The organism is Streptomyces sp. NPDC006923 (genome assembly GCF_040635655.1).
GTDB lineage: Bacteria > Actinomycetota > Actinomycetes > Streptomycetales > Streptomycetaceae > Streptomyces.
The window spans coordinates 364,443-376,826 of the sequence record NZ_JBEYIF010000006.1; the positions used below are offsets into that span (position 1 = coordinate 364,443).

General features: G+C 71.3%; 12 protein-coding genes. 5 read left to right on the top strand and 7 right to left on the bottom strand.

What is annotated here, in order from left to right:
• Positions 1 to 102: 102 nt before the first annotated feature.
• Positions 103 to 675 (bottom strand): cob(I)yrinic acid a,c-diamide adenosyltransferase, encoded by a 573-nt coding sequence (locus ABZ707_RS15020; protein WP_360173462.1) that lies wholly within the window; start codon positions 673 to 675, stop codon positions 103 to 105.
• 338 nt (positions 676 to 1,013) lie between these two features.
• On the opposite strand from ABZ707_RS15020, the gene ABZ707_RS15025 reads away from it, so the two are divergent.
• The 3 genes from ABZ707_RS15025 (at position 1,014) to ABZ707_RS15035 (ending at position 5,213) form a co-directional block, all read left to right on the top strand.
• On the top strand, positions 1,014 to 1,862 hold the full coding sequence (locus tag ABZ707_RS15025) for a 3-hydroxyacyl-CoA dehydrogenase family protein (protein ID WP_360173465.1): 849 nt from the start codon (positions 1,014 to 1,016) through the stop codon (positions 1,860 to 1,862).
• Between the two features lie 152 nt (positions 1,863 to 2,014).
• Complete coding sequence (locus tag ABZ707_RS15030) at positions 2,015 to 2,338, top strand: STAS domain-containing protein (RefSeq protein WP_319683533.1); 324 nt, start codon at positions 2,015 to 2,017, stop codon at positions 2,336 to 2,338.
• A 205-nt stretch (positions 2,339 to 2,543) separates the two neighbouring features.
• Complete coding sequence (locus ABZ707_RS15035) at positions 2,544 to 5,213, top strand: ATP-binding protein (protein WP_360173469.1); 2,670 nt, start codon at positions 2,544 to 2,546, stop codon at positions 5,211 to 5,213.
• A gap of 111 nt (positions 5,214 to 5,324) precedes the next feature.
• On the opposite strand, the gene nucS is transcribed toward ABZ707_RS15035, so the two are convergent.
• On the bottom strand, positions 5,325 to 5,996 hold the full coding sequence (nucS, locus tag ABZ707_RS15040) for an endonuclease NucS (protein WP_360173472.1): 672 nt from the start codon (positions 5,994 to 5,996) through the stop codon (positions 5,325 to 5,327).
• 212 nt (positions 5,997 to 6,208) lie between these two features.
• On the opposite strand from nucS, the gene ABZ707_RS15045 reads away from it, so the two are divergent.
• Positions 6,209 to 6,601 carry an SCO5389 family protein gene (locus ABZ707_RS15045; RefSeq protein WP_319683537.1) on the top strand — a complete coding sequence of 131 codons (393 nt, stop codon included), beginning with the start codon at positions 6,209 to 6,211 and terminating at the stop codon, positions 6,599 to 6,601.
• Positions 6,602 to 6,735: 134 nt separating this feature from the next.
• Here the strand turns inward: ABZ707_RS15045 and ABZ707_RS15050 are convergent, their stop codons facing one another.
• A complete protein-coding gene (locus tag ABZ707_RS15050) occupies positions 6,736 to 7,797 on the bottom strand; it encodes an LLM class flavin-dependent oxidoreductase (protein WP_360173476.1) in 1,062 nt (353 codons plus the stop codon).
• A 211-nt stretch (positions 7,798 to 8,008) separates the two neighbouring features.
• On the opposite strand from ABZ707_RS15050, the gene ABZ707_RS15055 reads away from it, so the two are divergent.
• Positions 8,009 to 8,338, top strand: a complete 330-nt coding sequence (locus ABZ707_RS15055) for an ATP/GTP-binding protein (protein WP_360173479.1) — start codon at positions 8,009 to 8,011, stop codon at positions 8,336 to 8,338.
• Between the two features lie 49 nt (positions 8,339 to 8,387).
• Here ABZ707_RS15055 and ABZ707_RS15060 read toward each other — a convergent pair whose 3' ends face one another.
• From ABZ707_RS15060 to ABZ707_RS15075, 4 genes are all read right to left on the bottom strand, one after another.
• A complete protein-coding gene (locus ABZ707_RS15060) occupies positions 8,388 to 9,260 on the bottom strand; it encodes an ABC transporter permease subunit (protein ID WP_360173481.1) in 873 nt (290 codons plus the stop codon).
• Positions 9,257 to 10,453: an ATP-binding cassette domain-containing protein gene (locus ABZ707_RS15065; protein ID WP_360173484.1), complete on the bottom strand. Its 1,197-nt coding sequence runs from the start codon at positions 10,451 to 10,453 to the stop codon at positions 9,257 to 9,259. The genes ABZ707_RS15060 and ABZ707_RS15065 overlap by 4 nt, the downstream gene beginning before the upstream one ends.
• A gap of 173 nt (positions 10,454 to 10,626) precedes the next feature.
• The gene (locus ABZ707_RS15070) at positions 10,627 to 11,406 is read right to left on the bottom strand and encodes an ABC transporter permease subunit (protein ID WP_360173487.1); all 780 of its coding nucleotides are present in this window, start codon (positions 11,404 to 11,406) and stop codon (positions 10,627 to 10,629) included.
• A 6-nt stretch (positions 11,407 to 11,412) separates the two neighbouring features.
• Complete coding sequence (locus tag ABZ707_RS15075) at positions 11,413 to 12,381, bottom strand: ATP-binding cassette domain-containing protein (protein ID WP_360173490.1); 969 nt, start codon at positions 12,379 to 12,381, stop codon at positions 11,413 to 11,415.
• Positions 12,382 to 12,384 lie beyond the last annotated feature (3 nt).

Consider the following 12,384-nt stretch of genomic DNA (forward strand, 5'->3'; position numbering starts at 1 on the left):
CACTCGTCAATAGGTCCAGACCAAAGGTGGCCGTCCGGATCGGACGGCCAACTCCCGCGCGGGAAACACGGCTTGCGCCCCGGTGGTACCCGGGCCCCGGGGTCAGCGCTCGCCGCCCGGCACCCACAGCACGTCTCCGAGCTCCTTGTTGGCCGTACGCGCCAGGATGAACAGGAGGTCGGAAAGCCGGTTCAGATAAGTCGCCGTCAGCGCGTTCATCACCGCGCCGTGCGCGTCGAGCGCCGCCCAGGTCGAGCGCTCCGCGCGCCGTACGACGGTGCACGCCTGGTGCAGCAGCGCCGCTCCCGGGGTGCCGCCGGGCAGGATGAAGCTGCGCAGCTTCTCCAGGCCCTCCAGAAAGCGGTCGCAGTCCGCCTCCAGCTTGTCGACGTACGGCTGCTCGACCCGCAGCGGCGGGAACTCGGGCTGCTCCACCACCGGGGTGGCCAGGTCCGCGCCGACGTCGAAGAGGTCGTTCTGGACGCGGACGAGGACCTTGACGACATCCTCGGGGAGCTGCCCCAGGGCGATGGCCGTACCGATGACGGCGTTGGCCTCGTTGACATCGGCGTACGCGGCGATCCGCAGGTCGGTCTTGGCGGTCCGGCTCATGTCCCCGAGCGCCGTCGTGCCCTTGTCGCCGGTGCGGGTGTAGATGCGCGTCAGATTGACCATACGGCCAGCCTAAGGGCTGTCCGGCGAGGACCCCGTAGGGCGCCGCCGGACCGGCGCGGTCACCCGGCCGGCGGCCCCGGGCCGCGTCCCCCCGCGGCGGACCGCGAGGGGGTGCCGAGGGGGAGCCGACACGGCGGCCGGGGACCGGCGCGCGGGCCGGCCGCCGCTCAAGTACGCGGTGCGCGGAGCCTGATGGCGCACCCGGGTGTGATGTCCGTCATCTGAGACGTGACGCGCATCTCTTCGCCGCCCCACGGCCGTCCGTGAACGCTAACCTCCGGCAGAGCAGGCAAATGTAAACCCGGCGTTAAGGCCGGAGAGGGATCAAGGGGTGCGTCGTGGCCAGGAAGATCGCCGTCATCGGGGCCGGACTCATGGGATCCGGGATCGCGCAGGTCTCGGCCCAGGCGGGCTGGGACGTGGTGCTGCGTGATGTCACCGACGCGGCGCTGGCCCGGGGGATCGACGGCATCAGGGCCTCGTACGGCAGGTTCGTCGCCAAGGGCAAGCTCGAAGAGGCCGACGCGGACGCCGCGCTCGCCCGTATCACCACGACCACCGACCTCGACGCCGTGGCCGACGCGGACATCGTGGTCGAGGCCGTCTTCGAGAAGCTCGACGTCAAGCACGAGATCTTCCGGGCGCTCGACAAGCTGGTACGGGACGACGCCGTCCTCGCCTCCAACACCTCCGCCATCCCGATCACCAAGATCGCGGCCGTGACCGGACGCCCGGAGCGTGTCGTCGGGACGCACTTCTTCTCGCCCGTCCCGATGATGCGGCTCTGCGAGCTGGTCCGCGGCTACAAGACGAGCGACGAAACCCTCGCCGCCGCCCGTGAGTTCGCGGAGTCGGTGGGCAAGACCTGCATCGTCGTCAACCGCGACGTGGCCGGCTTTGTCACCACCCGGCTGATCTCCGCCCTGGTCGTCGAGGCCGCCAAGCTCTACGAGTCCGGCGTGGCCTCCGCCGAGGACATCGACACGGCCTGCAAGCTGGGGTTCGGACACGCCATGGGTCCGCTCGCCACCGCCGACCTGACCGGGGTCGACATCCTGCTCCACGCGACCGGCAACATCTACACCGAGTCCCAGGACGAGAAGTTCGCACCGCCGGAGCTGATGCGCCGGATGGTGGACGCGGGTGACATCGGCCGCAAGAGCGGGCAGGGCTTCTACAAGCACTGAAGCCGCCTCGGCCGTACCGGTGTCACGTCACAGGGTGATTTCGGTATCGGTTCGCTTACGGACGGCAACTTCTCCGGCTGATCGGCCGTCAGTTGTTGAAAGAACCAAGACAGAACAGACACGGAGCACGAAAGCACTCTCGGGGAGCGCATATGCACATCAGGGGCGACCACGCCGAGCTGGTCGTCGAGGGCCGCCTCGACGTGCGCAGCGCGGCGGACGCCCGTACGGTCCTGCACTCGGCCGTCGACGACGGAGTCGGCGATCTCGTGCTCGACCTGACCGATCTGGACTCCTGGGACGCCACCGGGCTCGGTGTCATCATGGGGGTCCACCGGCGTGCGGGGCGGTGTGGCCGCAGACTTGTGCTCCGCGGCGTCCCGCCGCAGATGCAGCGTCTGCTGGTCGCCACCCGATTGCACCGCATTCTCGCCATCGAGGGCGGAATCGCCGCAGAGTCCCTTCCCCGGGTCTGACCCGGCCCACACCGCCCAATCCTCACAAGACTGTGACGTCTTGGACGGGGTGGCACCCCGGCTGTTCCCGGACACGGTGCGGAGGTCTAGGGTTCGGCCCGTCTGCCGATTGACGGACCCACGGAGCAGGCACCGGACCAGAAGCGACAGATGGGCGTGCGAGGCCGGGGGGCAACGGCACGCCACGATCTGGGGGACTTTCACCATGGACCCGATGAGCCGGGGACCGGAAGAGCACGGCCGCGACGACGAACGCCTCGGCGAGGAGCGTCCCGGTGGCGAACGCGCCGACGAGAGCGGCGGGCCGCGGCGTCCGCCGCGCGTCATGATCACACCGGCGATCACGGCCGCGCTCTCACCCGCGCCCGCACCCGCCGCCACACCCGCCCTGGGGCATCTCAAGGGCGCCGGTGCCAGCACACCACCGCCCGCCCGCACGGTCGAGCTGATCTCGGGCGACTTCCTGCTGACCGTCAACCCGGTCGACGGCAGCGAGATCGAGCTCTGCCCGCCGGGCCGGGTGCCCGCCGCGCCCGCCCGGCGCGACGCCCGGGAACGCGCCGATCTCCAGCGCGCGGGACGGCCGCCGGTACCGCCGGGACCCGCCGCGCCGCCGCTCCCGCTGCTGGAGCGTCAGGAGGAGCGCGCCCGGCTGACGGAACTGCTGGGACGGGGCCGCTCCGTACGGCTCACCGGCGCCGCCGGTTCCGGACGTACCGCGCTGCTCGAAGCCGTGGCCGCGGACTGCGCGGACCTCGCACCCGACGGGGTCGTACGCCTCTCCGGCCATCACCGCACCACCACCGAGCTGCTGTACGAGCTGAACGCGGCGGTCCACAAGTCCCCGCTCCAGCGGCCCGACCGCGCCGCGCTGCTCGAACTGGTCCATGACATCGGCGCTGTCGTCGTCCTGGACGACCTGGAGCTGGGCGGGGAGGCGCTGGACGAACTGCTGCGCGCGACCCCCGAATGCGCCTATCTGCTCGCCGCCGGCCCCGACACCGACCAGCCCTCCGCGGACGCGAACCTGGAGGAGGTCGCCCTCGGCGGACTGGGCCGGAACGCCTCGCTGGAGCTGCTGGAGCGTGCCGTCGAACGGCCGCTCACCGACGAGGAGGCGAACTGGGCGGGCGACCTCTGGTTCGAGTCCGAGGGACTGCCGCTGCGTTTCGTCCAGGCGGGCGCCCTGCTGCGGCAGCGCGACCGGCTGCGCGGCCGGGCCGAGGCGTTCGACGAGTTCGAGCCCTTCGAGCGGCCCACCGGCGAGGCGCAGTTCGACGTGCCCGGCGTGCCCGACGGATACGACATACCTCTGCCCTCGCTCGGCGAGGGCGCGGCCCCGGCCCCTCTGCTCGCCTCGCGGCTGAGCGAGGCCGCTCGCGCCACCCTGCGGTTCGCCGTCGCGCTCGGCGGCGAGGTCCCGCACCAGGCGCATCTGCCCGCGCTGGTGGGGGACACGCACGCGGACGCCGCGCTCGGCGAACTGATGAACTGCGCGCTGCTGACCCCGGTGGGCCCGCGCTACCGGCTCGCCCCCGGCGTCGCCGCGCAGCTTGAGGAGAAGGGGTACGGCGACGACGCCGTGGCCCACGCGCACACCGCCGCCCAGCACTACGCCTGGTGGACCGGGCACCCCTCGGTCACACCCGAGCGCGTCACCGCGGAGGCGGACGCCATCCTCGCCGCGATGGCGCCGCTGGTGCCGGGCCAGGAGTCAGGACACCCCAGCGCGGCCGTGCTGCTGGCCCGCAGCGCCGCCCCCGCCTTCCTGGCGGGGCTGCACTGGGGCGCCTGGGAGCGGGCCCTGCGGGTCGGCTCCGAGGCCGCCAGGCTTGCCGGGGAGGTCGCCGAAGAGGCGTACTTCCACCATGAGTTGGGCGTGCTCGCGCTCTGTGTCGGCAATCTGGACCGGGCCCGCGCCGAGCTGGAGGCGTCGATCGGCATGCGCGGGGCCGTCGCCGACAAGAGCGGCACGGTCGCCGGACGCCGGGCGCTCGCCCTGGTCGCGGACCGCGAGGCGGCGCAGCCCGGCGGCCGGCCGGCCGCCGCCGAGGAGAGCGCGGGACGGTTCGACACACCCGTGTCGCCCTACAGCGGCACACCGGCGACGGTCGGCGGCAACCTGCCCGCGCTGCCCGCCCTGTCCGGCACCGGCGAGGGCGCGGCGCTGGTCACCCGGCGCGAGGTGCCCGCCCTCGGCGCCGCCCTCAACGCCACCACGGGCCCCAGGCCGGCCGTCACACCACCGGCGCCGGCCCGCCGTACCGCGCTCGGCGGTGCCCGCCGCAACCTGGTCGCGGCCGGCGCGGGCGCGGTACTCGCGGTCGTGCTCGGCACGGTGGTGACGCTCGGCGCGACCTCGGGCAATGACAGCGCGCAGCCGGACAAGATCAGGACGGACCAGTCCGCGGACCCGGAGGAGGCCGACGGCGGCGACGGCGGACTGCCGGCGGACCAGCCCGCCGACAGCTCCACCCGGCGCCCCGGCGGCAGCCAGTCCGAACAGGGCCTGCCGGGCACCCAGGGACCGACGGGCAGTGGCAGTCCTTCGGGTACGGCCTCCGCGCCCGGCGGTCCGTCCGACGACGACTCGTCGCCCGGCGACAGCGCGTCGTCGCCCGGCAAGCCGGCCAACCCGTCGACAGGGCCGGGCAAGCCGTCGACGACGCCCTCGGGCACGCCGTCCTCGACTCCCTCCACCGGGGAGTCGCCCACCGAGGAGCCCTCCGACACACCGTCGGGAACCCCGGGGTCCCCGTCGTCGCCCCAGACGACGGCGAGCGGCCCGGCCCCGAGCCTCAGCGCGGGCGCGCCCGAGTCCACCGGCGCGACGGTCTCCACGGCACCGACGTCGTCCGGGAGCGTATCGGCGTAGCGGCGCCGGCTCGGGACACAGGAACGGGACACCGCCGTGGGGCGGTGTCCCGTCGCTGTACGCGGTCCTGACGGTGCGCCGGCACGTGGCCTTGTCCGGTCGCGCCCGCGGTCAGAACAGCCGGAGCTTGTCGTCCTCGATGCCGCGCAGTCCGTCGTAGTCCAGGACGACACAGCCGATCCCGCGGTCCGTCGCCAGGACCCGCGCCTGCGGCTTGATCTCCTGGGCCGCGAACAGGCCCCGCACCGGAGCGAGATGGGGATCGCGGTTCAGCAGCTCCAGATAGCGCGTGAGCTGCTCCACGCCGTCGATCTCGCCGCGCCGCTTGATCTCCACGGCCACGGTCACCCCGTCGGCGTTCCGGCACAGGATGTCCACCGGGCCGATGGCCGTGGGGTATTCGCGGCGGATCAGGCTGTAGCCCTCGCCGAGTGTCTCGATACGGTCCGCGAGGAGCTCCTGGAGGTGCGCTTCCACGCCGTCCTTGATGAGGCCCGGGTCGACGCCCAGCTCATGGGAGGAATCGTGGAGGACTTCCTCCATGGTGATGATCAGTTTCTCGCCCGCTTTGTTCACGACCGTCCAGACGCCGGCGTCCTCGCCCGCGCCCTCCTTCAGGGTGCATGGCGGCGACATCCAGTTGAGCGGTTTGTACGCCCGGTCGTCGGCGTGGATCGACACGCTGCCGTCGGCCTTGACCAGGATGAGACGGGGAGCGGAGGGCAAATGGGCGGTGAGCCGGCCCGCGTAGTCGACGGAGCAGCGGGCGATGACGAGACGCATGGTCCGCAACGCTACTCGACTGGCACTGCCGCGCGCGATTCGCCCCGGAAGCCCCCTTCGTTTCTGGCCGGTTGTGTTCCCATTCTCCTGGTGCGGTCCGGACAGCGCGCCTAACGTGGATGCAGGAGGTCGCCGGTCGTGCACGCTGCGTCGCCGGTGCCTTCTTCCCTGCCCGTAAGGCCCCGCTTTCCGGGGTCGCGAGAGGAGAACCCATGTCGCTCGACGTCTCACCGGCGCTGTTGGACCAGGCCGAGCGAGGCGAGGTTGACGAAGCGGCTTTCGTCGACTGCGTCCGGACCTCCCTGCCCTTCGCATGGGAGATGATCAGTTCTCTGGTGGCACAGCTGAAGGTGGACGGTGGACAGTTCGCCGACAACCAGACGCCTCCGCCGGACGAGCACGCACGTGGACAACTGCTGCGCGCGCTGGCGAGTGATGCCATTCGCGGTGCGCTCCAGCGGCACTTCGGAGTGCGTCTCGCATTCCAGAACTGCCACCGCGTCGCGGTGTTTCCGCTGGACTCCTCGGTTGATGAGCGGCTCGCCCGCTTCACGTCGGTGAGGGCTCAGCTTCTCAACCAGTCTCCAGAACTGCGGGACTGCTGACGTCGCTTGCTGCCGCTCCGCACCGCGAGAGCACCCCTGGGGTGCCGGAGCGGCAGCAACCCGTATCCGTACGAGCGCCCTGTGCCCGATCGGCGGGCGCACGGCTCCTGTCCGCACGACCACGGCCGGACCGGTCAGGTCAGCAGCGGCAGGACCTCGGTCCCCAGCCGCCGTACGTTCTCCTCCGTCGACGCGAGATCGCCGGAGCCCTCCACGAGCAGCGCGAACCGGCTGATGCCGGTCCGTTCCGCGGTGGCCGCGAGCCGGTCCGCGGCCAGCCGGGGCGGTCCGACGGGATGCAGACCGCACAGCAGGTCCGTGTACTCCACCGGGTCCCGCATCGACCTGGGCCGGCCGTCGACCGTCACATGAGCGCCGAGTCCCTGCCGCAGCCAGCCGGGCATCGCCTTGGCGAGGGACTCCGTCGCCTCGTCCCGGCGGTCCGCGATCTGCGCCACTCCGGCGGAGACATGCGCGGCGTCCGCGATCTCCGGAGCCGGGCGCCCCGCCGCGCGGGCGTGCGCGCGCCACAGGGCGACCATCTCCGCCTTCTCGTCGTCGCCGCAGTGCATCCCCAGCAGCATCGGCAGGCCGAGTTCGGCGGCGAGCTTCACACTCTTCGGCGAGGTGCAGGCCACGATCACCTCGGGACCGCGGCGGTCGCCGGCCCCGTCCTCGCCCGCGTCCGCGCGCGTGTCTATCAATTCGTCCGGGCGCGGTACGACGGCGACCTCACGGAAACGGAAGCACTCGCCGGAGGCCGACACCCGGCGCTCGCGCAGCCAGCGCAGCAGCAGCTCCAGCGACTCGGGGAAATGCCGCTCGTAGGCGTCCAGGCCGGTGCCGAAGACCTCCAGGTCGACCCAGGGGCCGCCCCGGCCCACGCCGAGCGAGAACCGCCCGCCGGAGAGGAGATGGAGCAGTGCGGCCTGCTCGCCCAGCGCCACCGGATGGACGTTCGGCAACACGCTGACCGCCGTACCCACCCGGATGTGTCGGGTACGTCCGAGGAGAACCCCGGCCAGTGTCACGGCCGAGGGACACACGCCGTACGGTACGAAATGGTGCTCGGCGACCCAGACCGAGTCGAGCCCGGATTCCTCGCCGAGCTCGGCGGTGCGTACCGCCCGGTGCAGCGCCTCGCCCTGTCCCTGGCCCGGGAACTGCGCCGCCAGTACAAAAGCTCCAACACGCATCGCCTGCTGCCTCCTCGCGGCTCACGCGACTCCCCCTACCGGCAACAACGCCTGACACGTGCCAAGGGCACGGGCGGAGCGTGAAGTTCTTGCGATTGTCCGGTAAGTGCCTTCTGTGGGTCGCGCTGTCTTGTGCCGAGCGGGGCAGGTACGCACAGCCACGGGCCGTAGGCTGGACACGAATCGTGCTGTCTGCCCCGTGAGGTGTCCTGTGTCCCCGCGCCGCAACCGCCCCCGTGGCGGCGAGAAACCGATGGAGCGAGCCGGTGACGCGGGGGACCGGTACGGAGGCTTCCAGCGGTCGGAGTCCTGGCAGGGCGAGGAGTGGTCGGTCCGCCATGTCGCGGGAGCGAGCGCCGCGGGCAAGCGGTACCGCTGCCCCGGCTGCGACCAGGAGATCCCGTCCGGGGTGGCGCATGTGGTGGCGTGGCCCGAGTACGGCGGTGTGGAGGACCGGCGCCACTGGCACCAGGCGTGCTGGAACGCGAAGGACCGCCGCACCTCACGGGTGCAGCGGTCCAGGAACGCGCCGAGGTATTAGGGCCAGGCGCTACTTTCGCAACACGCCCTGGTCAGGCCCTGCCCGGCGCTCAGACGTCGCGCTTGTCGACCACCAGGAAGGCGCACACCATCGTGACGGCCGTCACCCCGAGCAGAATCCACAGCGGGGACCAGCCGGACGGCCCGGCGGACGGGCCGACGGTGTTGTCGTAGAACACGGCGAGCTGGTTCGGGATCGAGTACTCGAACAGCGCGTCCCGCAGTCCGGCGAGTGAGTCGGAGTACATGAACAGCGCCAGCACCAGCGGCAGCAGCACCACACCGATCATGATCGTGATCGCGCCCGCCGAGTGCCGGACCAGCGCGCCGACCGCCAGCGACAGCAGCCCGAGCGTCGCCACATAGAGTCCGACGCCGAAGGTCGCCCGGAACCAGTCCGCCCCATCGGGCGCGGCGGCGTCCAGGATCGCGGTCTGCAGCGCGGCGGTGACGGTGGTGGTCACCGTCGTGATCACCAGGACCAGCAGAAAGAAGACCAGCGACTTGGCGCCCAGCACCCGGGCCCTGCTGGGGCAGGCGGTCAGGGTCGTGCGCATCATGCCCGTGCCGTACTCCGAGGCGATGGTCAGCACCCCCAGCGTGATCACACAGATCGAGCCGAGCAGCACGCCGAAGAAGCCGAGCGCGAGCACGGAGTCGCCGCCGATGCCCGCCTCGGAGGCGGAGACGGCCACGGCGGCGAGCAGCCCGATGCCCAGCACCAGCACGATCATGACGCCCAGGGTCCACATCGTGGACCGTACGGAACGCAGCTTGGTCCACTCGGACGCCAGGGCGTCCCCGAGATGGGCCCGGCGGACCGGGATCGGTGAGGTGTAGCCGCCGGCCGGGCCGCCGGTCCACGGCGCCGGCTGCCGCGGGGCCTGCGGGTGCGGGGCCTGCTGCTGGTACGGGGTCGTCATCGGGCGTCCTCGTTGCTGTCGCGCGTGGTCATGTCCCCGGCGGGCGCCGGTACCGGTGCGGGCGCCGGTACCGGTGCGGGGGGCGCGGCGGGCGGGGCCGGCGGCACGGTGGCCGGGGCCGCGCTCGCGTACGGGTTCTCCCCGGGCGGCGGCGGGGCGTACCAGCCACGCTGGGGCTCCTCGGGAGCGGCGGGCGGCGGGTACGCGGCCGGTGCCGGCCCGTATCCCGGTGGTGGCCCGTATCCCGGTGGCGGCTGGAAGCCGGCCAGCGCGTCGGCCGTCGAGCGGTAGTCCACGGCGCCCTGGGTCATCCGCATGTACGCCTCCTCCAGCGAGGCCTGGTGCGGTGAGAGCTCCCAGAGCCGCACATCCGCCTCGTGCGCCACATCGCTGATCCGCGCCAGCGGCAGCCCCGTGATCCGCAGGGCGCCGTCCGGTTCCGACAGCACCCGGCCACCCGCCTCGGTGAGCGCCGCCATCAGTTTCTCGCGCTGTGCGGGCTCCGTCTTCGGCGTGCGCACCCGGGCGAAGTCGGCGGAGTTGGCGGAGATGAAGTCCTTGACACTCATGTCGGAGAGAAGCCGGCCGCGTCCGATCACGATGAGGTGGTCGGCGGTGAGCGCCATCTCACTCATCAGGTGCGAGGAGACGAAGACCGTACGGCCCTCGCTCGCGAGCTGCTTCATCAGATTGCGGACCCAGAGGATGCCCTCCGGGTCCAGACCGTTGACCGGCTCGTCGAAGAGCAGCACCTGTGGGTCACCGAGGAGCGCCGCCGCGATACCGAGGCGCTGGCCCATACCGAGCGAGAAGCCGCTGGAGCGCCGCCGGGCGACGTCCTGGAGGCCGACGACCCCGAGCACCTCGTCGACCCGGGTGGCCGGGATGCCGGAGAGCTGGGCCAGCGAGAGCAGATGGTTGCGCGCGCTGCGTCCGCCGTGCACCGCCTTGGCGTCAAGGAGCGCGCCGACCTGACGCGGGGCGTTCGGCAGCAGCCGGAAGGGATGGCCGCCGACCGTCACCCGGCCCTCGGTCGGCCGGTCGAGGCCGAGGATCATCCGCATCGTCGTCGACTTGCCCGAACCGTTGGGGCCGAGGAAGCCGGTGACAAGTCCCGGCCGCACCTGGAAGGAAAGGTTGTACACGGCCGTCTTGGCGCCGTAGCGCTTCGTCAGGCCGACTGCCTCGATCATTCTCCAGCCCCATCGACAGGTGAGGTCGTCGGGGCAGTGACCGCTGCCGGCCCAAGGCCCCCGTAAGAGTTAGGAGGATATCCATGCCTTGACGGTTCCGGCCAAGACGTTCCGGCGGAGCGTCGGCCCGGAATGGACCGGGCGGGCCGGGCGGCAGCCGCCGGACGCGGCGGTCAGGCGTCGCGCTTCTTCAGCACGACGTACCCGCCGGCCAGCGCCGCCACCACCCACAGGACCAGGATCCCCAGCCCGCCCCAGGGGCCGTACGGCGCCTCGCCCGAGTCCATGGCGTTCGGGACCACCTGAAGGATCTTCGAACCGGCCTGGTCCGGGAAGTAGCGCGCGACGTCCTTGGCGACCGGGACGGCCGCCAGGATCTGGGAGACCAGGAAGAAGAACGGCATCAGGATGCCGAGCGACAGCATCGAGCTGCGCAGCATCGCCGTGACGCCCATCGAGAAGAGGGCGATCAGCGTCATGTACAGACCGCTGCCGATCACCGCGCGCAGCACATTCGGCTCGCCGATGGTCGTGCCGTGGTCACCGAGCAGCGCCTGGCCGAGGAAGAACGCCAGAAACCCCGTGACCATCCCGACCACCAGCGCCAGCACCCCGGCCACCAGGATCTTGCTGAACAGGAAGGTGGCGCGCTGCGGCACGGCGGCCAGCGAGGTGCGGATCATGCCGGAGCTGTACTCCGAGCCCACCACCAGCACACCGAAGACCACCATCGCGAGCTGGCCCAGGACCATCCCGGAGAAACTGGTGAACGTCGGGTCGAAGGTGGCCTGCTGGGCCCGTTCAAGATCGTCGAACGTGGAGTTCAGCAGCGCGGAGAGCGCCGCGCCCAGGGCCACGGTCACGACCAGTGCGCTGATCAGCGTCCAGGTGGTGGACGAGACCGTACGGATCTTGGTCCACTCCGAGCGGAGGACCGCTGGTACCGATGCCATCGTGTGTCAGGCTCCCTTGCCCTGGCGGTCCTGGCCCGTGCCGGGCCCCGGGGACCGTTCCCCGCCGGCGCCCGAATGCGCGTGGTACTCCACCGACTCCAGCGTCATCTGCATGAACGCCTCTTCGAGCGAGGCACGCTGGGAGCTCAGCTCGTGCAGCACGATCTGATGGTCCGCCGCGAGCTGGCCCAGCTCCTCGGTGGACGCCCCGTCGATCTCGATGACGCCCTCGTCCGTCTCGGTCGTGGTGAAGCCGGCCTCGTGCAGGACGTCCTTCAGCCGCTCCCGCTGCGGTGAGCGCAGGCGCGCGTAACTCCGGGAGTTCTCCTGGATGAACTCGGCCATCGAGGTGTTCGCCAGGAGTTTTCCCTGGCCAATGACGATCAAGTGATCCGCCGTGAGAGCCATTTCACTCATGAGATGGCTGGAGACGAAGATCGTCCGCCCCTCTTGGGCGAGATGCTTCATCAGATTCCGGATCCAGTGAATTCCCTCCGGGTCCAGACCATTGACCGGCTCGTCGAACATCAGGATCTCTGGATCACCGAGCAGGGCCGACGCGATTCCGAGCCGCTGGCCCATACCGAGCGAGTAACCCTTCGACTTCTTGTGGGCCACCGCGGACAGCCCGACCATGTCGAGGACTTCGGAGACACGGCTCGCCGGGATGCGATTGCTCTGGGCCAGACAGAGGAGATTGTTGTACGCGCTGCGGCCGCCGTGCATGGCCTTGGCCTCCAGCAGCGCCCCGATGTGCTTGAGGGGCTCCGCGAGCTGGCGGTAGTGCTTGCCGTCGATCCGTACCGAGCCGCTGGTCGGATTGTCGAGATCGAGCATCATCCGCATGGTGGTCGACTTGCCCGCCCCGTTGGGGCCGAGAAAGCCCGTCACCACCCCCGGCCGCACCTGGAAGGAGAGCTGATCGACAGCGACCTTGCGGCCGAAGCGTTTGGTGAGACCCTCGACCTCGATCATGCC

Coding starts and splice junctions, on each gene's coding strand:
- nucS (WP_360173472.1), bottom strand. CDS start 5,996: ATGCGTCTCGTCATCGCCCGCTGCTCCGTCGACTACGCGGGCCGGCTC.
- ABZ707_RS15060 (WP_360173481.1), bottom strand. CDS start 9,260: ATGACGACCCCGTACCAGCAGCAGGCCCCGCACCCGCAGGCCCCGCGG.
- ABZ707_RS15075 (WP_360173490.1), bottom strand. CDS start 12,381: ATGATCGAGGTCGAGGGTCTCACCAAACGCTTCGGCCGCAAGGTCGCT.
- ABZ707_RS15035 (WP_360173469.1), top strand. CDS start 2,544: ATGGACCCGATGAGCCGGGGACCGGAAGAGCACGGCCGCGACGACGAA.
- ABZ707_RS15020 (WP_360173462.1), bottom strand. CDS start 675: ATGGTCAATCTGACGCGCATCTACACCCGCACCGGCGACAAGGGCACG.
- ABZ707_RS15065 (WP_360173484.1), bottom strand. CDS start 10,453: ATGATCGAGGCAGTCGGCCTGACGAAGCGCTACGGCGCCAAGACGGCC.
- ABZ707_RS15070 (WP_360173487.1), bottom strand. CDS start 11,406: ATGGCATCGGTACCAGCGGTCCTCCGCTCGGAGTGGACCAAGATCCGT.
- ABZ707_RS15045 (WP_319683537.1), top strand. CDS start 6,209: ATGTCGCTCGACGTCTCACCGGCGCTGTTGGACCAGGCCGAGCGAGGC.
- ABZ707_RS15030 (WP_319683533.1), top strand. CDS start 2,015: ATGCACATCAGGGGCGACCACGCCGAGCTGGTCGTCGAGGGCCGCCTC.
- ABZ707_RS15050 (WP_360173476.1), bottom strand. CDS start 7,797: ATGCGTGTTGGAGCTTTTGTACTGGCGGCGCAGTTCCCGGGCCAGGGA.